This is a genomic window from Candidatus Thiodiazotropha endoloripes (genome assembly GCF_001708965.1).
Taxonomy (GTDB): Bacteria; Pseudomonadota; Gammaproteobacteria; order Chromatiales; family Chromatiaceae; genus Thiodiazotropha; species Thiodiazotropha endoloripes.
Genome location: NZ_LVJW01000006.1, coordinates 1072454 through 1094933, shown reverse-complemented (window position 1 = coordinate 1094933; position 22480 = coordinate 1072454). Strand labels below are relative to the sequence as shown.

The following is a 22480-nucleotide window of genomic DNA, read 5'->3' as shown; positions in this document are numbered from 1 at the left end:
CTTTTTTTGGTCCCTCCCTCGGCCGGAAGCGTTTTCCGGCCTTTTTTTGCGTGATAATAATTATCGAAATAATAACAAATTATCATTTGATCAATTAAAATATCGATATTTTTACGATATCCGCAATCGATCGTTTTTTTCTCTACAAATATTCAGATAATACAGTGACTTACAACTTGGCACGCCTGCTGCATTAATAAGTCTTGCTTACATAATTCAGTATGAGGAGGAGGCTAGGATGTTCCTAGACAGTCACAAACAACAACCGGGAAGGAAGCATCCGGTCATTCAAGCCACACTGCTGGCGGCTGCGATTGCGGCCTGTCTGAGCGGAGGCCAGGCCCTGGCCTACACCTCCGAAGACGGCACGACGCAGGTCAACGGATTTGTTGAAAACGCCACCTACAGTCGCCGTAATGTAGGGCTGAGTAAAATGCGCAACACGGTGTTGATTGAAGGTTCCAAGGATTATGGAGAGCAGGGGTCATTTTCCAACGTCAGCTTCGTCGGTACCTTCCGGGCGACCTATGACGGTGTCTATGATCTCAACGACGATGAGTTTGGCGATAACGCCGGTGGACCCATCAACATGCAATCGGTAGGCGGCGCCGGCAGTACCGCCTGGGGTCAATCCGATATCTCGACCGGTGTGTTGGGATTCGGTTTCGATACCACGGAAAATCCCAATGAAGGTATGGTCAATCTGGGCCACGCACTGCACGACACGGATGGGGGTGTCGGTCTGGGCGTTCCGGTGCGTCCCTGTGATGTGGACTCCCGTGGCTGTATCGATGACTACCTGGATTTCGAAGAGAGTGAGCTGAAGTATCCGGAATTCAACGATCGGCTCGATTTTCTGCGCGAAGCCTATCTGGATGCCACCCTGCCAACCGAGAATGCAGCCACCTGGAATTTCCGGCTTGGGCGTCAGCAGGTGGTCTGGGGCCGTACCGATCTCTTCCGGGTACTCGATGTGATCAATCCGGTGGACTACTCAAGACATAATATCTACGACGAACTGGAGGATATCCGTATTCCGATGTGGATGGCCACCGGTGAGTACCGTATGGGCGCCACCGAGACCTTTGATGACCTGAACATGCAGTTCGTCTGGAACTTCGACAAGTTCCGGCCCAACAACCTGGGCCAGGGCGGAACCCCGTATGCAATTCTCGATGCGGGCAGCTTCTTCCGTGCGATGAAGAACTGCTGGGATAACGGCTGTTCCGTATCCAACTTCGCCGGTGGTGCCCTCTCCACCGACTTCCCGAAACATGTGATCGGTATCCGCGATGTGCATCTGCCTGACTGGTCGCTGAGCAACTCCCAGTTCGGCCTCAAGCTTGAAGGTGACTATCAGGGTGTTGGCTTCTCACTGAATGCGCTGACCTATCGCTCTCAGCTGCCTTCGCTGCGCGCCGTGGTGGACAATGCGGACAATCCGTTCACCCCGGAGGTCGAGTCTCAGAGCTACGACTATCTGATCGCCTTCGATATGTACTTCCCCAGGGTCAACCTGATCGGTGGTTCCCTCGACTTCTACGTGGATGACATCAAATCGGTGTTCCGTGTCGAAGCGGCCTACACCGACGGTGAGGAGTTTGCCAACACCCTGCGTCCGGAGCTCTACTCCGAGTCGGATGTATTCCGTTACGTCATCGGTTGGGATCGTCCCACCTTCATCCCCATTCTCAACGAGAAACGTGCCTTCCTGATCTCCGCGCAACTGTTCGGCGAGTATCTGGTGGATCATGAGCGGGAGACAGTCAACGGTATCGAAGCGGGTAATCCGAATTGGGAAATCAACCACGTGGGTACCCTGCTGGTCAAAGGCTGGTATCAGAACGACCGGGTCAGTCCCCAGGTCATCATGGCTCACGACTTCAAGGCGGGTGCCAGTGTGATTGCCCCCTCGGTCGATTGGCTGATCAGCGACAACCTGAGACTGACCGTCGGCGCCAATGTGAAAGTGGGTGATGGCGAGCAGGAGTTTGACGATTGTCGTTCCTGTAACCCCTTTCCCCCGTTTACCGGAGATGGCGAGCCGGGTGATACCGCGCTGCGTAATCTGGCGGGATATGAACCCCTTGGTCGTTTCCGTTCCGGGCCGATCGGTATGGCACAGGCCGAGGATGAGTTTCAGATCACCCTGCGTTATCGCTTCTAAGAATTTGAATGGAGGTTTTGAACATGCGTTTGCTTAATACAACGCTGGTGGCAGCACTTTTGATGGCTGCCAACCTGCCCGCTCAGGCAGCAACCAATGAAGATGTGGAGAGCAGCTTCTTCCCATATAAGAACGGTGTCCCCACCCATGATGGTCTGAAGGCCGGGGTGGTGATCGATCAATCCAACGTCGGACAGTTCAAAGAGGTCATCGACCCGGCAATGTTCGAGTTCATCAGCCAGGGGTGGACCAAGATCACGGTAGGTGAGACCACCTCTTTCGATCTCCACCCCAACTATATCCAGGCGACCCGTGACGGTCTGGGTAAGGTGAAGCTGGGTGAGAAGTCGGGCGAGATCGAAGGTTTTATCGCCGGTCGTCCCTTTCCCGAAGAGCCGTCAATGGACGATCCACGCGCCGGTGAAAAGCTCGCCTGGAACTACAAGTATGGTTACAACTGGGGTGACAACGCGGCGATCTATCCCTTCTACTGGAAGTACAAGGATATGAAGTCAGGCAAGCTGGAGAGAACGATCAAGTTCAACTTCCACTTTCTCAACTACATGCATCGGGTGAATCAGGAGCCGCTGCCGGAGATCACACCCAACCCGTCAAAGCTGTTCCGTGCCATCTATGTGCAGGCCTTGGAGCCGTTTGACGTCAAGGATACCCAACTGCTGATCCATCGATATGAGAACGATCTGAAGCGCGACAGTGCTTGGCTCTACCTCGGCTTCCAACGTCGGGTACGTCGTTTGGCCTCCGGTCAGGTGACCGATGCGTTCCTCGGGTCCGATGTCATGATCGAGGATTTCGAAGGTTACAACGGTCGCATCAACGACATGGAGTGGACCTTCAAAGGGTCCAAAAACATCCTGGTGCCCTTCTATAACCACAACGCTCTACAGCTCTCTGAAGAGCACAAAGAGTCGGATGGATATCAGTTTGTAGAGATGGGTGACAAGGGTGACTGTTTTCCCCAGATCACCTGGCAGTTGCGCAAGGTCTATGAGCTGGAGAACAAGCCAAAGGATGCGAACCATCCGATCAGCAAGCGTGTTCACTATATCGATGCACAGACTTTCACTATCCCACGTACTTTAACTTATGACCGCAAAGGTGACCTGTGGAAGAGCTGGCAGATCGGTCAGGCCCACCCGGATCACCATCTGCCGAAGAACAAGGGTACCGGTGTAGCGATCGATGACTCCTTTACCATGATCGATGTGCAGGCGATGCACTGTACCACCGGTCAGTTCAAGGGACAGGTCGATCCATCGCTGAATCCTGCCAGAAAATTCACAGTACAGAACTTGAGAGCTTCCGGTCGTTGATACCGTGCTTTTGTCTGGCGGCGCCAGCCGCCAGACATTTTTTGGCAACAGGGGAAAGCCACCAGCTGAGCGAGTGATCTCTTCAGGCTGATCGGTTTTCCCCTGTTTCTAATCTGACGAAGCATTTGTTAAGCCCTCTTTCCGGTATGTACCGGGTTAACAATGAGTTATCGATCAGAAGCTACTTTATTAAAGGATCTTGACGATGGTTGAACCGGTTGACGTCTATTTCTATTTCAATTTCCGCAGTCCCTACTGCTACCTTGCGAGCAAAACCCTGTGGCCGATATTCGAGGATTACCATACCCGTCTGGTGTGGCGTCCCCTGGGCGGTTGGGATGGTCGCTCACCCCCGGAAGTGGCGGTGAAAAAACTGCCGATCGCCAGACAGGATATGGCTCGCTTTGCCAGACGCCTGGGTGTGCCGGTAAATCCACCTCCCAAAACCACCGATCCGACACTGGCGGGTGCGGGGTCGCTGTTGGCCGAGCGAAAGGGAGTGTTGAAACCCTATATCAATGAGGTGATGCGTAAGGAGTGGGCGGAAGGCGCCGACATTGGACAGCTCGATATCCTGTTGCAGGTTGGTGAAAGCATTGGACTCGATCGGGAAGAGTTGGCTGAGACCGCGAATGATCCAGATAATCAGGCACAGCTGATGCGTAACTGGCAGGAGGCGGATGAAAAAGGTGCTGTGGGTGTACCGACCTTTATCATCGGAGAAGAGATCTTCTGGGGCCAGGATCGTATCGATTTCGTGCTGGAACATCTTCGGGAGTTGCGGCTCTCACGCTTATGAGTCCGCAGACGCTGCTCTATGATAAAGAGGAGTGCCCGTTTTGCTGGCGGGTGCGTATGGCGTTGCACCACTGCAAAGTTGAATACCAACGACTGGCCTACGATGAGTACGAAGAGGAGTGGGGCCGATTGACGCCAAGTGGCACAGTGCCGGTGCTTAAAGCCGGTGAGCTGGTGCTGCACGATTCATCGGTGATGCTGGAGTATCTCGATGAGCGTTATGGTGGCTTGTGGCCAGGTTCGCCTGAACAACGGGCCGAGGCAAGGAGCATTGCTCTCTATGCAGACAGTGCTGTGGGTCGACCGGTAAGAGACCTGGTGTTTCAGCGGCGCGATAAGCCGCCTGCAGAGTGGGATGAGGAAGTGATTGCCAATGCGATGGGCGATTGGCATCAGGCTATGCCCTATCTGGAACAGCGACTGGCAGAGCAGAGTCACTTTGTCTCATCAGGAGGCATCACTGATTTTATCCTGGCAACGCGCTTCGGATTGGCGATGGCTTACGATATGCCTTCGCCCCGTGCTCCCGGTCTGATGGCGTGGTTCGATCGAATGACGGAGTCAGCGGTGTTTACCAAGACCGCACCGAGGATTGTAATGGATAAATTGGACAGAGGTTGGTTGAGATGACTGAGAGTAATACGCTCCCAACTGGTGACAATGTTGAGGGTGATCCACCGGTTACCGTGATGGTGACCCGCAAACCCGTCGAGGGTAAAGAGTCGGAATTCGAAGATTACATAACGGGTATCACCAATGCGGCCATGCAGTGGCCGGGGCATATGGGTACCAATGTGTTCAGGCCGAACAAACCCAATGGCAGTTACCGTATTGTTTTCAGATTTGATCACCTGAGTAATCTGCAAAACTGGGAGAGCTCCCCCGAGCGGGCTGAGTGGCGGGAGATTGCGGAGCAGGTGAGTCAGCCTCGGGAGATTCAGACAATCACCGGTCTCGAAGCCTGGTTTACCCTGCCCGATTGTGCCATCAATGTGCATCCGCCGAAGTATAAAATGGCATTTCTTGTCTGGTTGGGGGTGTTCACACTGGTGACACTGCTGAGTCTGTTGATCGGTTCCTACATCGAAGATCTGCCTTTGGTCGTCAGGACCTTCAGCCTGACGATTATTGTGGTGCCGACACTGACCTATTTCGTACTGCCCTTCCTGACCCGGCTGTTTTCCCGTTGGCTCTATCCTTCTGGTTCTAGCTGAAATTGATTTGAGTTTTTTAGTCTGAAAATGAACACGAATTAACGCCAATATGAGCCACAAATAAAAAACTGTATGCGTTCATTAGGGGCGGATGTTCTCTGCCACTCGTTATTGTCATCTTCTGGGCAAGCCCCTGGTTCGCCCTGCTGGACGAGTCACGTTTCTTTTCTCGCGAAATGAAACGGCGCCCAGCCGTCATACCCCTTCGGTTCCGCTGCGATGCTCGCGCAGTTGGGATTACTGCCTGTTTTGTAGAGAGGTTAAACGCTTGGTCATTGCAGATTGATACGCCATCTCACTGGATTACAGCTATAGTTTTGACAGAGTGGGATTGTGATTGGGAGGGTTAGCGGGTCGTGTTTTCATTTATCAAAAACCTGTTGTCGTCAGGCGAGCCTCATGCTTCTGTCTACTCTCGAGATGAACTGGATAAGCACATCGAAATGGCAGTGGAGCATTTCGACTCCCGCCTGAAGCTGATCCCGGGTTATCGTAAAAAACTTGCGCCGGCGGTTGAAAATGCCCTGATTCATACTGATGCATTGATTGCAGAGCTTCCTGGCCCGGTAGATTTGAGTCGCCAGGCCTACTCAAGTGATCCCCGTGTGAATGCCTATTTCGGTTCTGTCGATCAAATCGAGCACGTGTTCAGTCACTCAGCTGATTTTCGCGAATTTGTGAAAAGAGCGGAGAGTTTTTCTCTGACACATGGCTATGCTCTGATGGTGATGAGCCGGCAGGAGAAAAGTGTCCTGGGTCACGCGCAGGTCGGGGATATGATCCAGAGCGAGGTGATGCAGCAGGTGGTTAATTTTAGCGGTCATCAGCTGGTGAAGCCGGCAGATTCCGAGGAGAGTGTCCGATACGATTTGCGTGAGAGAGCCTTTCAACATCTGATCGCGGAAGCGGTACTCAAGTTGGCCAGGCACACTGAGGAGAAGGCGGATCTCGATCGTGAGCGGATCCATTTAAAGATGGAGCTGAAGACTCTGAGGGCAGAAGATGGTGCCCTGGATTTTGTTGCGGAAGAGATCGATCAGAGCCGCAGCAGGGCCGATCAGTTGAGAAAACAACTGGCCGAGGTTGAGTTGAAGCACGATAAAGCCACCAGAGGACTGGAGACCATCAATGATTATTTCGAGTTGCTGGTCAATGTCCTCAATCACTCGGACGTCTACTGCGGCCTGGAAAACAGATCGGACTGTCTGGGTCAGCATAATGTAGTGGTCGATTCGAATAATGGCAGCGAAGTCCCCTATGCGGAAATTCGTATCGGTGAACTGCAACGATATGGCGTCATCGTGAAGTACCCTTTGAATGAACTGAAAGAGCAGAGCCGAATTGCCAGTCAGATGAATTCGATCTATGGGCAGTGAAGACGATTCGAGCGTCGTGAGATCACATCATCGAATTGATGAAAACTACCGATTCAGCTTTTACTCTGGTGGCGGGTTTATATCCAGACTCCTAAGCCGGAACTAATCGGGAATCAGTACCGTACTACCTGTTGTCAATCTGTTTTCCAGGTCGTCATGAGCCTGTCGTGCCTCGCTTAAGGCATAAGTCTGGCCAATGTTGATGGCCACTTTACCGCTTTTATAAATATCGAAGAGTGCCTGGGCGCTGCGCTGAAGCTGGTCGCTGCTTTTGACATAGTCCATCAGGGTCGGACGGGTGATGTAGAGTGAACCCTGCTGGCTCAGTCTGGTGATGTCGAACGCTGGTACTTTGCCGGACGATTGACCGAAAGAGACCAGCAGGCCTCTGGCAGCGAGGCAGTTCAATGAAGCCTCAAAGGTATCCTGGCCGACTGAATCGTAGACAACGGGCAAGCCTCTACCTTGGGTAATCTCCATGACCCGTTGTTCGATGTTTTCATTGCGGTAGTTGATGGTGTATCTGCAGCCGAGTTTTTCTGCCTTAGCCGCTTTTTCCGCATTGCCAACGGTACCGATCACCGTGGCGCCGATTGCGGATGCCCATTGGCAGAGAATCTGTCCGACACCTCCGGATGCCGCGTGCACCAGGATGGTTTCACCCGCTTTGACCTGGTAGGTGCGGCAGATCAGATATTCAGCGGTCATGCCTTTCAACATCATGGCGGCCGCTTCCCTGTCGCTGATTTCGTCGGGAATTTTTACCAGTCGTTCCGCAGTTATGTTACGGGCTTGTGCATAGGCGCCCAGTGGACCAGCCCCATAGGCAACCCGGTCACCGACTGCGAAGCCTTCTACCTTAGAACCAAGCTCTTCAATGATACCGGCCCCTTCCATGCCGGGTATGAATGGTAGAGAGGGTGGCGGGTAGAGGCCGGTTCGGTGATAGACATCGATGAAGTTCAAGCCGATTGCCTGGTGAGTGATGAGCACTTCGCCGTCGGTGGGTTTTTGAAGTGGGACATCTTCATAGTGAAGTTTGTCGCTGGCACCATGCTCGTTGATCAGGATGGCCTTGCTCATCGCTATCTCCGTTATTCTGCATCAATCATAGTTCTGTGTAACAACGGCTAATGCAGTATGGTTGTGTCGTATAGATTCAGAACCAGAATGGATAACATTACCATCACTGCGCCATAGAGCCCGTTCCACTTCAGACTGTCTCCGCTCTGTTGAGCATAGCGGCCCTGCATCGCCAGATTGATGCCGGAGAATGGGCTGGTGCCGGTACCGATCGCCCAGGAGGCGATGAAGGTCATTGCCAACAGGGAGGCGTCCGGATTCAGTGGCGCCAGCAGTGTTCCCAGGGCCGCAATGTTGATCACCGGGTGGACGCCCAGAATCGAGGTCGTGACCATGAACAGTAGCACCAGCGAAGCTTCGGTTCCGCTGAACTGATCAAAAGGAAGCCAACCGCCAAAGACGGCGAAGACCGCATTCAGACCGGCGGCCATGACGCCGGCGGCAAGAAACAGGGTAAGTTCATTCTGCATGCCGGGAAGATCCGTGGTGATATGTTGCCGTGCCCTGGTTCGGGGTTGCGGATGGCGCAGAAAGAGAACGGCCAGCGATAATCCGGGCGCCAGCAAAGCGATGATCCCCAGGATATGCCAGTCACTGTGCCACTGGTTCAGCAACAGCACGCAGATGGCCAGAATACCGGGTAGTAACAGTGCCTCCGGGTGCATTGGATAGCCGGTGAATTGCTGGTTGTGCTGACACCCCAGGGCTGTGAACAGCAGGGCGCAGAGGGCCAGGGGTATACCCATCAACCAGATCTGCGGTAGAGACGCCCCGGGGGCATAGGTCAAAGCGGCCGCCATGGCGGCGAAGAAGGGAGACCAGAACGCCGCTGCGGTAAAACCGCGAGTCAGTATTACGGTTTGTGCCCGATTGAGTCGTCCCTTTCGGCTGATCCGATCACCCATGATGAAGACCGATGAGAGATTGATCACGGCACCGAACAGGTGAACCCCGAGCAGGGTCGACCAGACCGCCCGTCTTCCGGATGGCAGGCGCTCTCCAGCCAGGGTGTCGGGTCGGGTGATCAGTCGTAGAAAGCTGACCGCGGCCAGCATACTCAGCAGCAGTGCGTTGCCCGACAGCATCATCCGCCAGTCCGGTTGGATCCGGTGGATAAGTCCCCAGCCGATACCGACTGCACCAACAGCCATCAGAATCAGAATTTGCCTTCTGGACTGGGGAGAGATGTCCGCTATCAGCAGCAATCCGGCACCCCAGGTGAGTAGGCCGGTTACGGTTTTTGGGAGTACTGGCGTCAGTGTATGGACCACCGCTGCAACGATTGCGGCTGAAAGCAGCCAGCCAGCCGCTGCGCGACGATTCACAGGATGAAGACCAGAGCGAGGGGGATCACCGCCAGACTGGCGAGATTACCGAAAGCCACCATCGCAGCCACTTCCTCTGCCGCACCTTGATAACGTTCCGCAAGCAGAAAATTCATCACCGCCGGGGGCAATACAGAGAACAGCAGCAGGATTTTGCCCATCTGTTCGGAGGGCTCTAGCAGTGCAATGGCGGCGATGGCACTGATCACGCCGGTGGCCGGACAGAGCAGGGCGCCGGCCAGTCCGGCCCGCCAGTGGCTGAGATCCACATGGATCAAGCGGACCCCCAGGGCGACCAGCATCAATGGAATCGCCACCTGGGAGATCATCTCCAGGCCCGGCAACAGGATTGCCGGGGTATGCCAGTCGCCGATATGGGCGGTAATGCCGGCCAGCGTTGCAAGAAAGACCGGATTCTTCAGCAGGATCATGGGGTGCAGGCGACCACTGACCAGCCAGATGCCGAGGCTGAAATGGAGACTGGTGGAGACCACGAAGGCAACCACCGCAAAGGGCAGCATCTCCTCACCAAAGGCCAGCGCCGCCAGCGGCAGGCCCAGGTTGCCTGAGTTGTTGAACATCATGGGGGGAAGAATCACCCGTGATCGGAAATTCAGCAGCCGGGCCAAAGGCCAGCTGAGCAGTCCGGAGCCCAGCACGATGACCACGGTGCCAAGGGCGATGGAGCGCCACTCAGGGGAGTCGGGTATCTTCTCCGACAGGACATAGAACAGCAGTGCCGGCACAAACAGATTCATGTTGATGCGATTGGCCGAGTCCATATCGCTGCCGTTGAGCCGGCCATAGAGGTAGCCGAGCAGGGCAATGCCAAATACAGGCAGGGTGACTTCGAGTATCTGGCTGAACATTTAGGCTATCTCGTTAAGATTCAGGCACGCTTCTGTGCTGTTGCAATCGGGAAGGGCAAACCGTTCTTGCACCTCTGTTGTTTTGGCTGGTTGAACCAGTCCTGCCACTCTGACCCATGCCTATTCATGTCTGGAATAAATGCATTATGGCGATGTACCCAGAATGATCACGTTGTTGTGCTATGGCTCACCCTTCGATTAAAAAACCAATAATCAAGTCTGTCGCCACTCGTTATTGCCCTCGTATCCGATACTCCCTGTTTCGCCCTCCTGGGCGAGTCACTTTTCTTTTGCGCCAAAAGATAAAGTAACCAAAAGAAAGGGCTCCCAGCCGTCACGCCCCTACGGGTCAGCTGCGATGCTTGGCAGCAACCGGCGTGCCTGAAACTCGCTGCGCTCAAACAGTCAGGCTCGCTGATCGGTTTTTGCCTGCGCTTCTCGCTCGTGCCGGGACGGGAACAAGAGGAGATGGCATCGGAGTTCTGAATATTATCGATCTCATTGCTAATCCTTGAAAGGACGCGGCAGCACAAATTGATTAACTGCTTTTCCTCGCCCTTCGTGCATCTCTTCTATCTCGTTCGTGGTTGGGTGTTCTTGCAATCGAAGAAGACAAGCTGGAATGACGAGTGTTGCATATGGCCGCCAAGGTTTATCAGACACATCACGTAGCATTTGTGTTGACTCGTGTTCATTGGCAGACATAAAAAACGAAATATGTCTAATCCCCATCCCGTTTCTTCAGGCGGTAGGCCAGTTGCGGGCGGGTCATGCCGAGCAGTCTGGCGGCCTGGCTGAGATTGCCGTTGGCCTTCTCCACGGCGGACTCCAGGATCAGTGTCTCGACGGCCTCCATGCTGCCGGATTGATCCAGCACCTGTGCAACCAGCGAGTCCAACGGCAGGGGTTCCTGTGGGTTGGTGGGCATGATGCTGGGTGCATCCTTACTCATGTTGAGACAGGGGAATAGATCCTTGAGATCGATGGCCTGACCATTCGGCACGATGATCACACCCCGCTCGATCATGTTTTCCAGTTCACGGATGTTGCCCGGCCAGTTGTAATCGTACAGGGATTGCAGTGCGGGCTCAGTCACCCCGCTGACCCGTTTGCCGTGTCTGGCGGTGTACTTTTCCAGAAAGCGCACAACCAGCAGCTCGATGTCATCCTTACGCTCTCTCAGCGGTGGAATGATCACCGGGTAGATGTTCAGGCGATAGTAGAGATCGGAGCGGAAGCGTCCTTCAGCGACCGCCTCCTGCAGATCCACATTGGTGGCGGCAATCACCCGTACATCCACCTTGCGGGTTCTGGTGTCACCCACACGCTCGATCTCCCCCTCCTGTAAAACCCGCAGCAGCTTGGCCTGGGCGTTCATCGAAAGATCGCCGACCTCATCGAGGAACAGGGTCCCGCCATGAGCCCGTTCGAAGCGTCCGGGGCGGGATTGCAGTGCGCCGGTATAGGCCCCTTTCTCCACGCCGAACAGCTCGGATTCGATCAGCTCTTCCGGGATGGTGGTGCAGTTGATGGCGACGAAGGGGTTTTTCTCCTGGGGACTGATGCTGTGCAGTGCCCGGGCGAACATCTCCTTGCCCACCCCGGTCTCACCGAGCAGCAGCACCGTGACATGACTCTCCGCCACTTTACGCAGCATGTCACAGGCATCCTTGAAGGCCTGGGAGCTGCCTACCATATCGCCGATGCCGGTCTGCTCCTGCAGGGAGTCCCGGAGGTGGCTTACTTCATCCTGCAGTGCCAGCAGCTGCTCCGCCATGGGATCCGGGCGGTAGTGACGTCGCTCTTCGTCCGCATCCTCCCACTCCTCGATCGGCTTGCCGATGATGCGGCAGTGTTTATCCCCTTTGGCGTGACACTCTACTTCCCGGTAGGCGATGAAGCGTCCCATGATCTCGCTGGTGTAGCCTGAGGCATAACCGATCTGTGTCCAGCAGACCGGCTCCGGATGGATGCCGAAAAGCTTCAGATGCTCCGAAGCTTCATGGGAGTTCTCCCACAGGAACTCCCCATAGAAGTGGCGTTGGCGGATATCGATATCGATCTTGATCGGTTTAACATGCACTACTCCTTCCAGAGTATGCAGTCTCGGCCCCATCAGCAGCAGGTCCTCGTCATTGGACTCCGGCAGCAGTTTGCGGGCCAGGTCCGCATCCTTGGCCCCGGATGCATAACCCATGCGGGTCAGTACGCCCCGTGCCCGGTCGTGGCCCAGGGTGTCCATCAACTCTTTTCGCAGGGCCCCCATGGCGTGGGTATGCATCAATACCATGCGGTGGTCGTTGAGCAGGATCTGTCCCGCGTCGAAAGTCAGGTGCAGGTTCCGCTCTTCCATTGGAAGACCGGAGATACTCAATTGAGATGACATCTATCCTCCGCCCCGCCTGTCCTGATCTCCGGGGAGTTGCAGTTGGTAACTAAAAAATCATCCCTGCGAGCGTATGGCTTCTATTTGTGTTTGTTGGAAACTCGATGGCTTCCCCCAGACGCTCCTATTTTTATAGTGTCTACTGGGATTTTAATCAAATAATAAATTTTCAGGCTGTTTGTGGCAGGTTGAGCATATTTGACAGGGTCAAGGCGCTCCGATTGTGCGCCTGCAGCATGTTTTACTGCCTGGCGTTGTATGATTTGATGAAATTCGTCAAATGATCAAATGATTTTGACTGTATCATCAATTTTTTTCCTGCTCTGAATCGAGCGTAAGAGAGTGAATGGTATAAAAATCAATCACTTACCAACTTTGGCATAGCTTCTGCAATCCCCTTGTGACCAGAAATTGAGAGAGACCGTTTTAGAGGTCTCCATTTGAGAGAACAGGAGGATGTCATGCGGGAATATGTCCCGAAAATTGGCCAGGCCTACATCAGAGTCACCGGTGAACGGCTCGGCAAGTTCGTCGAGTTCGAGTTCTCAATCGATGATGAGGACCTGACGGTTGAGCTGATCCTCCCCCACGAAGCTTTCAAGATCTTCTGCGACAAGCACCAGGCCAGGCTGGTCCGCAGTGCCGATGAGATCGGTACTGCGGAGGGTCAGACCAAACGCCCCGGTCTCTACCGGGAGTCGCCAAGCCTTTAGTGGAAGGTCCGCTATCCCAGGAGGATTAGAGCAACCATGAGTATCGATATCAAAACCATGAACGTGGAGCCCAAGCGCCACACCTTCGCCCATGTGGCAAGGCGTCTTGGTTCAGACGCCCCGGCCTCCCGTTATGAAGAGGGGGTTTACGATCTGCAAGCCACCACCCATTTTCACTATCGTCCCCTGTGGGGGCCGGAGCACTGGCACTTCGATGAGGGCCGTACCCAAATCAAGATGTCCGACTGGTACAAGTTCAAGGATCCCCGTCAGTACTACTACGGTACCTACACCATCGCCCGGGCCAACATGCATCAGACCACCGATCGCAACTTCGCCTTTGAAGAGAAGCGGGAGATGTTGGCCAACATCGATCCTGAATGGCGGGAGATGATCGTCAACTATCTGATCCCGCTGCGCCACTATGAGTGGGGTGCCAATATGAATGCCTGTTCGATCAGCGATGCAGGTTATGGCACCGCCATCACCTCGGCGGCGATCTTCACCGCCGGTGATCGTCTGGGTATCGCGCAGATCCTCTCCCGTATCGGTATCTCTCTGGGCAATGGCACAGGCGATCTGCTCAACGATGCGAAAGCCCAGTGGATGGATGGTCCGGCCTGGCAGGGCGTACGTAAGAGTGTTGAGGACAGCCTGGTGTTGAAGGATTGGTTCGAGGCGCTGGTGGCCCAGTTCCTGGTGATGGATGGGCTGGTCTATCCCCTGGTCTACAACCACTTCGATAACCAGGGCCAGAAGCATGGTGCGGCGGCGATCTCGATACTCTGCGAGTTCATGGTCGACTGGAGTGCGGAGCACAACCGTTGGGTCGACGCGGTGATTAAAGTTGCAGCCAAAGAGTCGGATGAGAACCAGGCGTTGCTCTCCAAATGGTATGGCCAGTGGCGGGATGAGGCCCATAAGGCCTTACAGCCCCTGGCTGCTATGGTGCTGGGTGACGGTGCCGATAGCGCCCTCGCCGATGTGAAAGAACAACTTGATAAGCGGGCCGGCAAACTCGGCTTGAGCGTTTAACAGGAGACCGAGATGGCTGGCATCGTATCCATAACCCTGCAAAACAATGATGAAGCTCGTCCCGTGATCGAGTCGATTCTGGAAGATAACCCCAGCGCCAACGCCAACTACATGCCCGGTGCAGTCAAGATCGACTGTCCGGAGCGCCTGGTGGTCAAGGCTGAGTCCGTATCCGAACGCATCGGTCGCGACTGGGATCCACAGGAGATCCATCTCACCATCGTATCCATGGGCGGCAGCCTGGATGAGGACGATGAAGAGCTGGTCCTCTCCTGGGGCGCTTAACCCGAATGTTTCACCCGGCCGCTTCTAATTCAAATTAACTCATGGTTTTTGAAAATGATTTTTTCAGATATCAGTAAACCACTATGTGTTACCGGCAATTGCTGAACGCGCTCTCGCACCGTTCTCGACGTGCAGCTGCGGTATTTGCTCAATCATCAATAGCTCAGGCTATTGATTCAATCGCAAATCCACAACTGAACGCCGAGAACGGCACGATCATCGCGTTCCCGGATAAAAACATTCGGGTTAACACCGGAGGAGCTATCCAATGACACCCCCACGCAAGAAAAAAATGAACCTGAAACAGCGCTATGCGCTGATGACCCGAGGCCTGGACTGGGAGACCAGTTACCAGAAGATGGATGATGTATTTCCCTACGATACCTTCGAAGGGATCAAGATCACCGATTGGTCGAAATGGGAAGACCCATTCCGCCTGACCATGGATGCCTACTGGAAATACCAGGGCGAGAAGGAGCGCAAACTCTATGCGGTACTCGACTCCTTCGCCCAGAACAATGGCCAGCTCGGCATCTCCGACGCCCGCTATGTGAATGCGATCAAGCTGTTTCTCACCGGTGTGACACCGCTGGAGTATCAGGCGCATCGCCATTTTGCCCATCTGGGTCGGCATATCCGCGGCGCCGGTCCCCGGGTGGCGGCACAGATGCAGTCCCTGGATGAGCTGCGTCATGCGCAGACCCAAATTCACACCATCAGCCACTACAACAAGTACTTCGATGGTTTTGCTGAATTCCCCCACATGCACGATCGGGTCTGGTATCTGTCGGTGCCGAAGTCCTTCTTCGACGATGCCTGTACCGCTGGTCCCTTCGAGTTCTTCACAGCGATCTCTTTCGCATTCGAATATGTGCTGACCAACCTGCTGTTTGTGCCCTTCATGTCCGGCGCCGCCTATAACGGCGACCTGGCCACGGTGACCTTCGGCTTCTCGGCTCAGTCCGATGAGGCGCGTCACATGACCCTGGGCATCGAGGTGATCAAGTTCATGCTGGAACAGCACCCGGACAATCTGCCGATCGTGCAGAAGTGGGTGGACAAATGGTTCTGGCGCGGCCACAAGATGCTGGGACTGGTGGCGATGATGATGGACTACATGCTGCCGAAACGGATCATGTCCTGGAAGGAGGCCTGGGAGATCTACTTCACCGAAGCGGGGGGTGCGCTGTTTGAAGATCTATCCCGCTACGGTCTGCGGGTTCCCAAGTATGCGGATATCGCCACCGAAGAGGCGGAACACATCTCCCATCAGAACTGGGCGATCTTTTATCAATATACCCAGGCGGCGGGTTTCCATACCTGGTTGCCGACCGATGAAGAGATGGCCTGGTTGTCGGAGAAATATCCCAACACCTTCGACAAATACTACCGTCCTCGCTTCGAGATGTGGCGGGAGATGGAGGCCAAGGGTGAACGTTTCTACAACAACGCCCTGCCGCAGCTCTGCCAGACCTGCCAGATCCCCATGGGTTACACCGAGCCCGGTGATCCCACCAAGATCGGATTCCGCAGTACCGAATACAAGGGCGAACGCTACCACTTCTGTTCCGATGGTTGTAAGGACATCTTCGAGAACGAGCCGGAGAAGTTTGCCCAGGCCTGGCTGCCTGTGCACCAGATTTTCCAAGGCAATTGCGGCGGAGCGGATCTGGGCGATGTATTGAAGTGGTATCACATGGATAACGGTACCGACAACCTGGACTACAGCGGCTCGCCGGATCAACAGCAGTGGGATGCCTGGCAGGCTGCACGTAAGAAAGTGGCCGGTTAAGGCCTTAATTCACCCACCATCGGTTCGTGATGGCGGGTGGTACCAACGAGATCAAGAGAGAGGAGGTTTAGATGGCTGTTGTAGCGCTTAAACCCGGTTACGAAGAAGCGGTTGATATCCGCGACAGACATGAAAATTTTCACGGCAACCAGGTGGTCTACCTGCACTGGGAGGAGCATCTGAGCTTCTGTTCGGCGATCGCTTTTCCATTGCCCCCGGAGATGCCTTTCGGTGCGCTGATTGAAGAGCTGATACCCACCTATTACGGCATGCACCCAGACTATCAGTCGGTCAACTGGGAGCAGGTGGAGTGGAAGATCGACGGCAAACCGTCAACACCCGATATGAGTAAAAGCCTGGCGGAGAACGGGGTCGGACACAAGTCGCTGATCTGTTTCCATACCCCTGGGCTTAACGGTTATCGGGGTTCTTGTTCATAACGAAAAACCGGCAACAGCAGACCGGTTGGATTGAATGTTTTTATACCGGCCGCAGCAAGATGCGGCGACTATAGGAGGTTTCACTGATGGCTATTAAAGGTGTTTTGCGCCCGGGACATGTATCCCTGCGTGTGCTCGATCTGGACGAATCCCTGGTCCACTACAAAGAGCGGCTCGGCTTGCTCGAGACCGACCGGGATGACCAGGGGCGGGTCTACCTGAAGGGCTGGGATGAGCAGGATTGGTTTTCGGTAGTGTTGCGGGAAGCGGACTCCACCGGCATGGATTTTATGGGTTTCAAAGTCGACAGCAGCGAAACCATGAATGAGCTTGAACAGAAACTGAAGGATTTCGGATGCAATGTGGAGCGCATTCCCGCGGGTGAACTTAATCACTGTGGTGAACGGGTCCGTTTCGATTCACCCACCGGTCACATGTTCGAGCTCTATGCGGACAAGGATGTGAAAGGTACCGATATGGGACGGGTCAATCCGGAACCCTGGCCGGATAATCTGAAAGGCATGCAGGTGCAGCGGTTCGACCACTGTCTGCTGTATGGCGATGATCTGGACGGTAGTGTCAAACTGTTCAAAGAGGTCTTGGGTTTTGATGAGACAGAAAAGGTCGTGGATGGTGATCTGCAACTTGCCTCATTTCTTACCTGTGGCATGAAGGCACACGATCTGGCTATCATCCGGCATGAGGAGAAGGGCAAGTTGCATCACGCCTCATTTCTGCTCGGCTCCTGGGAGGAGGTATTGCGTGCCGCCGATATCATCGGTAAGCACAAAATCTCCATCGATATCGGTCCAACCCGTCATGGGATTACCCGGGGTCGTACCATCTACTTTTTCGATCCCTCCGGAAACCGTAACGAAGTCTTTCACGGCTCCTACGACTGGTACCCGGATCATGAGCCGATCACCTGGACCGCCGATGAACTGGGCGGTGCGATCTTCTACCATGATCAGAAACTGAATGAGCGATTCCTCACAGTGGTCACGTAAGCGGCCACTGATCTGGCATAAGACAACAAGGCAGGGTGTCTACACCCTGCCGATTTGTCTTTGCGCCATTCAGTGTTTTATCAGGAAGGCGGTACCAAAGCCCGATAGGCATGCCAGCTGGCATGTCCGATCAGCGGCAGGGCGATCAATAAACCGATGTAGTAGGTGACCAGCCCGATTCCAACGATCAATACAATCATAAATGCCCACAGCATCATGGCCGGCATGTTCTTCAGTACCGATTTGACGCTCAGACGGATGGCGGTAAAGCCATCGATCTTGCGGTCAATCAGTATGGGTACGGTAATCACACTGATCATGTAGGCCCACCAGGCAAAGAAAAAGCCCACCATGATACTGGCAATGGTGAAGATCCGGCCTTTTTCCGAGAGGAAAACATTTTCAAAAAAGTTGTCCAGTGGTGGAGAGATGCCCTCATAGAGCAGTGAGAAAAGCACATAATTGGATGCTATCCAGAGCTGCATGATGATCAAAAATCCACCGGTGATCATACTGATATGGGTATGGTTTCTTTTCCAGGCTTCTACTGCATTACAGGTTTTCAGTGACTCTCCCCGCTCCAGGTGGGCGCTCATCTGATAGAGGCCTATGCCCAGGAATGGTGCAATGAGAAAAAAGCCGGCCACCAGAAAAGGCAGTAGAAACTGACTCTCAGTCACATATAGAAGGTAGGTGATCAGGGCGCTGATCAAGACGATGGCGGCGCCATAGGCGAGGCTGTATCTGCCCGCATCCCGCATGTCCTGCCAACCTTTGGATAACCATTGCAGGGGTTCATTGATTGCGATACGGTTAACCACCAGTTCATCCCAGCGAGTGCTGCCAGTATACGCTGTACTCTCCATCTTCTCTCCTCCGTAATAAGCACCAGGGCATACCTTGGGAATTGCCTGGGTGGCTGTCGGGTTAGCTGATGCCTGATTGTTTTATATTGTTGGAACCTCTTTCTAGGGCACGGATTCCTTGTTCACTTCAGTGCAGTTCCGCATATGTCGGTCGAGCTGCACTTAAAAAGATAGATAGCTTTAATCCTTTTATCCAGGGTAGTGTGAATCGATGCCGATCCAACCACTCTGTCAACATGGTCATTGATGGCTTGCCAATAGCAACAGGTTATTGTCAGAGTATGCAGTTGGACTGTACAAAGTTCTGCCTTGAAGCTGGGCTTTTCCCGGACCTTGAAACGAATTTGTCATACAGCGATATGACTGCAATTATCAATGAGTTAAGTGTTCTCGGCGGAGGAGTCTTCTGGCCATTGCTGTGACTGATGAAGGGCTTCGGAGCGCTTGTCTCCATGCCCTTGTCAACCTTTACAGGGTTCCGGGCTCTCCTCTGTTCGCGCTGGGGTTCAGGCAAAATAAATTGCGAAATTGCCGCTTTGCGGGTTTACTGAGAAGCTCAAGGGGTTCATCGGCGGGGGGCTTTTCGGTCTGTCCAGTGTAACTGGTAAGATTGATTGTTTAAAATTGTCCGGAACCCGTTAAGGTTTCACTTTAAAATAAAGATACCGATCCCGTTTCAGTTGTGTGGCTGGGAGCGGTGTCTGTTTTTTGCCAAAACTGCCACACCAGTAACAAATACTCAACCTGAGAGTAAGAACAGGACAGAGACCATGTCGAAAGATCAAGCCGGCTCCAGAAAAAAAGTAGAACATATCTGTAATCCCCTGGCTCCTCTGCCTCCGTTGGGTATGGACTCCGAGGCGATCTCGTTTGATTTCCGTCGTTATTTTGCCCACACCCTGGGCAGAGATGACCACTGTACATCGAGCCACTACCCCTATAAGGCGCTCGCTTTGACAGTACGGGACCGGCTGATAGAGAGATGGAAACTGACCCGTTCACACTACGAGGAGTCCGATTGTAAGCGTACCTTCTACCTCTCGCTCGAGTTTCTCATGGGGCGCACGCTGAGTAATGCCATTCTGAATCTGGATATCAGCAAAGAGGTCGACCAGGCCTTCATTGAGCTTGGTATCAATCTGGACCACATCAGAGAGAGTGAACCGGATGCGGGTTTGGGTAATGGGGGGCTGGGACGTCTGGCTGCCTGCTTTCTCGACAGCTGTGCAACCCTGCAGTTACCGGTTCGAGGATATGGACTGCGCTATGAATACGGCATGTTTCGCCAACATATTGCCAATGGCCAGCAGATCGAGGATCCGGACCATTGGCTGAGGGATGGTAATCCCTGGGAGCTGGAGCGGCCTGAATATACTCAGCAGATCAAATTCTGTGGGCGCACCGAGCACATCAACGGCAGAGTCCGTTGGGTGGATACCCAGGATGTGCTGGCAGTGCCCTACGATCTGCCGGTGCCTGGTTATCGTAACGGTACGGTAAACACGCTGCGTCTTTGGAAGGCGGCGGCAACCGATGAGTTCAATCTGGACGAATTCAATGCGGGCAGTTACACCGAATCGGTGGAAACGAAAAACGATGCAGAGCATATCACCATGGTGCTCTATCCGAATGATGCCAGTGAAAACGGTAAAGAGCTGCGTCTGAGGCAGCAGTACTTTTTAGCTTCCGCCAGTATCAAGGATGTGATCCGGGAGTGGAATGAGCACCATTCCGATTTCAGTGATTTCGCAGAGAAAAACTGTTTTCAGCTGAACGATACCCACCCCAGCGTCTCTGTCGCTGAGTTGATGAGACAGTTGATGGATGAGCAGGGTCTCTCCTGGGACCGTGCCTGGGCGATCACCTCGAAAACCATGGCGTACACCAACCACACGCTGCTGCCGGAAGCGCTTGAACGCTGGTCGGTGAAGTTGTTTGAGTGTTTGTTGCCCCGGCTGTTGGAGATCATCTATGAGATCAATGCCCGATTTCTCGGTGAGGTGGCGCTGCATTGGCCTGGTGACACCGATCGCCTGCGGCGTATGTCGATCATCGAAGAGGGCCCAGAGCCAATGGTCAGAATGGCCTATCTGGCGATAGTCGGAAGCTTTTCGATCAATGGCGTGGCCGCTCTGCACACAGAGCTTCTGAAACAGGGGCTTTTCCATGACTTTTTTGAGCTCTGGCCGGAGCGTTTCAATAACAAGACCAACGGCGTGACACCGCGGCGCTGGCTCGCTGCCTCGAATGTTGGCTTGCGTCAGCTGATTGATGAGCAGGTGGGCAATGGCTGGATTTCAGATCTTCAAAAACTGGAGCAGTTGCAATCCCAGGCTGATAATCGAAGTTTTCAAAAGAAGTGGCGCCAGGTCAAACTTGAGAATAAGCAACGACTGGCTGAGCTGGTGAAGAGTGATTGTGATGTTGATTTTGATCCTGAGGCCATGTTCGATGTGCAGGTCAAACGAATCCATGAATACAAGCGTCAGTTACTTAACATTCTGCATGTCATTCATCTCTATTGCCGCATCCGGGCCGGGGATACGGAAAACTGGACGCCCCGCTGTGTCTTGATTGGAGGCAAGGCTGCTCCCGGATACCAGATGGCGAAGCTGATCATCAAGTTGATCAACAGTGTGGCCCGTGTGATCAATCGGGATGAGAAGGTTGGCGGGTTGTTGAAGGTGGCTTTCCTGCCCAATTACCGGGTAACGGCAATGGAGGTCATTGCGCCGGGAACCGACTTGTCAGAACAGATCTCAACAGCAGGTAAAGAGGCGTCAGGGACTGGCAATATGAAGTTCATGATGAACGGTGCTGTCACCATAGGTACTCTCGATGGCGCGAATATTGAAATTCTGGAAGAGGTGGGAGAAGAGAATTTCTTCCTGTTTGGGCTGACGAGTGAAGAGGTTGAGAGCCGTCGCAGCCACTATGCACCTAATGAAATCATTGAAAACGATGCTGATTTCAAGCGGGTGATGAAGTTGCTGGAGAGTGGTTACTTCAACCAGTTTGAGCCGGGGATTTTCGATGAGATCGTGGAGTCGATTCGCAGTCCCTATGATCACTGGATGACGGCGGCGGATTTTCGCAGTTATATTGATGCCCAGGATCAGGCAGCTCAGGCCTATTGTGATCAAGCCCGTTGGACACGTATGAGCATCATAAACAGTGCCAGATGTGGACGCTTCTCAACCGACAGAACAATCGCAGAATATAACCGGGATATCTGGAATTTAGTAGCCGCACCGGCGCCGGAGATCAATGGAGTGTGACTGGAGAACAGCTGATGGAGATGAGTTGCTGGATCTACCGCAGTTCCAAAAAAGATGAGATGTATCTCTATGTTCCAGTTGAAGGGGATTTTTCGAATGTGCCTGATGCGCTTTTGAAACGATTCGGCAGACCGGAAAAAGTTATGGAGCTGACCCTCAACAGCTCTCGTAAACTGGCCCGGGAGGAAGTGGCTGTGGTCATGCAAAATTTGTCGACACAGGGTTTTCATCTTCAGTTACCACCGAAAATGGATGTTGAGCTGTATCGTGGTGATTGATCCGTCACTGGGGTAGTTACATTTCTGCCTTCCCGGATAGGTGATATAGCGCTAACCTAGAAGCCTGATCGAAGATCAATATCTTTCTCTCTCTAGGGCCTATTGGATAAGTGTTAACAGGCCCTAGAGGATGGAGAGCGGAACTCAAAATAAAAATACATTGTTCATATGTGAACTTTTTGTAAACAGTTTAAATTTTTCGGGATAAGGTTTTGTTATAAACACTGTTTTGGT

Annotated in this window: 19 protein-coding genes; 14 read left to right on the top strand and 5 right to left on the bottom strand. The window is 53.6% G+C overall.

The genetic code is table 11. The features are described 5' to 3' along the window. Positions 1-238: 238 nt before the first annotated feature. From A3193_RS15590 to A3193_RS15565, 6 genes are all read left to right on the top strand, one after another. Positions 239-2167 (top strand): DUF1302 family protein, encoded by a 1929-nt coding sequence (locus tag A3193_RS15590; RefSeq protein ID WP_083218803.1) that lies wholly within the window; start codon positions 239-241, stop codon positions 2165-2167. Positions 2168-2190: 23 nt separating this feature from the next. After that, positions 2191-3501, top strand: a complete 1311-nt coding sequence (locus tag A3193_RS15585; RefSeq protein WP_069004102.1) for a DUF1329 domain-containing protein — start codon at positions 2191-2193, stop codon at positions 3499-3501. Positions 3502-3706: 205 nt separating this feature from the next. Then, on the top strand, positions 3707-4300 hold the full coding sequence (locus A3193_RS15580) for a 2-hydroxychromene-2-carboxylate isomerase (protein ID WP_069015247.1): 594 nt from the start codon (positions 3707-3709) through the stop codon (positions 4298-4300). Beyond that, on the top strand, positions 4297-4929 hold the full coding sequence (locus tag A3193_RS15575; RefSeq protein ID WP_069015246.1) for a glutathione S-transferase family protein: 633 nt from the start codon (positions 4297-4299) through the stop codon (positions 4927-4929). The genes A3193_RS15580 and A3193_RS15575 overlap by 4 nt, the downstream gene beginning before the upstream one ends. Next, entirely contained in the window at positions 4926-5513 is a 588-nt protein-coding gene (locus A3193_RS15570) for an antibiotic biosynthesis monooxygenase (RefSeq protein ID WP_069003312.1), read from the top strand. Before A3193_RS15575 ends, A3193_RS15570 begins: the two co-directional genes overlap by 4 nt. A gap of 356 nt (positions 5514-5869) precedes the next feature. Continuing rightward, positions 5870-6889 carry a hypothetical protein gene (locus A3193_RS15565; protein ID WP_069019593.1) on the top strand — a complete coding sequence of 340 codons (1020 nt, stop codon included), beginning with the start codon at positions 5870-5872 and terminating at the stop codon, positions 6887-6889. 102 nt (positions 6890-6991) lie between these two features. Here A3193_RS15565 and A3193_RS15560 read toward each other — a convergent pair whose 3' ends face one another. The 4 genes from A3193_RS15560 to A3193_RS15545 form a co-directional block, all read right to left on the bottom strand. Then, on the bottom strand, positions 6992-7972 hold the full coding sequence (locus tag A3193_RS15560; RefSeq protein WP_069015244.1) for a quinone oxidoreductase family protein: 981 nt from the start codon (positions 7970-7972) through the stop codon (positions 6992-6994). 47 nt (positions 7973-8019) lie between these two features. Then, the gene (locus A3193_RS15555; RefSeq protein WP_069003317.1) at positions 8020-9297 is read right to left on the bottom strand and encodes a hypothetical protein; all 1278 of its coding nucleotides are present in this window, start codon (positions 9295-9297) and stop codon (positions 8020-8022) included. Then, positions 9294-10166: an AEC family transporter gene (locus A3193_RS15550; protein ID WP_069003319.1), complete on the bottom strand. Its 873-nt coding sequence runs from the start codon at positions 10164-10166 to the stop codon at positions 9294-9296. The genes A3193_RS15555 and A3193_RS15550 overlap by 4 nt, the downstream gene beginning before the upstream one ends. 721 nt (positions 10167-10887) lie before the next feature. Then, complete coding sequence (locus A3193_RS15545) at positions 10888-12552, bottom strand: sigma-54-dependent Fis family transcriptional regulator (RefSeq protein WP_069003321.1); 1665 nt, start codon at positions 12550-12552, stop codon at positions 10888-10890. A 461-nt stretch (positions 12553-13013) separates the two neighbouring features. Between A3193_RS15545 and A3193_RS15540 the strand changes: the two genes are divergently transcribed. The 6 genes from A3193_RS15540 to A3193_RS15515 all read left to right on the top strand — a co-directional run bounded on the left by A3193_RS15540 (position 13014) and on the right by A3193_RS15515 (position 17824). Next, entirely contained in the window at positions 13014-13265 is a 252-nt protein-coding gene (locus A3193_RS15540; protein ID WP_069003323.1) for a phenol hydroxylase subunit, read from the top strand. Between the two features lie 36 nt (positions 13266-13301). After that, the gene (locus A3193_RS15535) at positions 13302-14300 is read left to right on the top strand and encodes an aromatic/alkene monooxygenase hydroxylase subunit beta (protein WP_069015243.1); all 999 of its coding nucleotides are present in this window, start codon (positions 13302-13304) and stop codon (positions 14298-14300) included. 12 nt (positions 14301-14312) lie between these two features. Further along, positions 14313-14585 (top strand): MmoB/DmpM family protein, encoded by a 273-nt coding sequence (locus tag A3193_RS15530; RefSeq protein WP_069003327.1) that lies wholly within the window; start codon positions 14313-14315, stop codon positions 14583-14585. Between the two features lie 268 nt (positions 14586-14853). Then, a complete protein-coding gene (locus A3193_RS15525) occupies positions 14854-16377 on the top strand; it encodes an aromatic/alkene/methane monooxygenase hydroxylase/oxygenase subunit alpha (RefSeq protein ID WP_069003328.1) in 1524 nt (507 codons plus the stop codon). A 71-nt stretch (positions 16378-16448) separates the two neighbouring features. Then, on the top strand, positions 16449-16817 hold the full coding sequence (locus A3193_RS15520; protein ID WP_069015242.1) for a phenol hydroxylase subunit P4: 369 nt from the start codon (positions 16449-16451) through the stop codon (positions 16815-16817). Between the two features lie 86 nt (positions 16818-16903). Next, positions 16904-17824: a catechol 2,3-dioxygenase gene (locus tag A3193_RS15515; protein WP_069015241.1), complete on the top strand. Its 921-nt coding sequence runs from the start codon at positions 16904-16906 to the stop codon at positions 17822-17824. Positions 17825-17904: 80 nt separating this feature from the next. Here the strand turns inward: A3193_RS15515 and A3193_RS15510 are convergent, their stop codons facing one another. Continuing rightward, positions 17905-18690 (bottom strand): DUF2189 domain-containing protein, encoded by a 786-nt coding sequence (locus tag A3193_RS15510; protein ID WP_069015240.1) that lies wholly within the window; start codon positions 18688-18690, stop codon positions 17905-17907. A gap of 848 nt (positions 18691-19538) precedes the next feature. Between A3193_RS15510 and A3193_RS15505 the strand changes: the two genes are divergently transcribed. Then, the gene (locus A3193_RS15505; protein ID WP_141694571.1) at positions 19539-21968 is read left to right on the top strand and encodes a glycogen/starch/alpha-glucan phosphorylase; all 2430 of its coding nucleotides are present in this window, start codon (positions 19539-19541) and stop codon (positions 21966-21968) included. Then, a complete protein-coding gene (locus A3193_RS15500; RefSeq protein WP_235615011.1) occupies positions 21965-22246 on the top strand; it encodes a YcgL domain-containing protein in 282 nt (93 codons plus the stop codon). The genes A3193_RS15505 and A3193_RS15500 overlap by 4 nt, the downstream gene beginning before the upstream one ends. Positions 22247-22480: the final 234 nt, after the last annotated feature.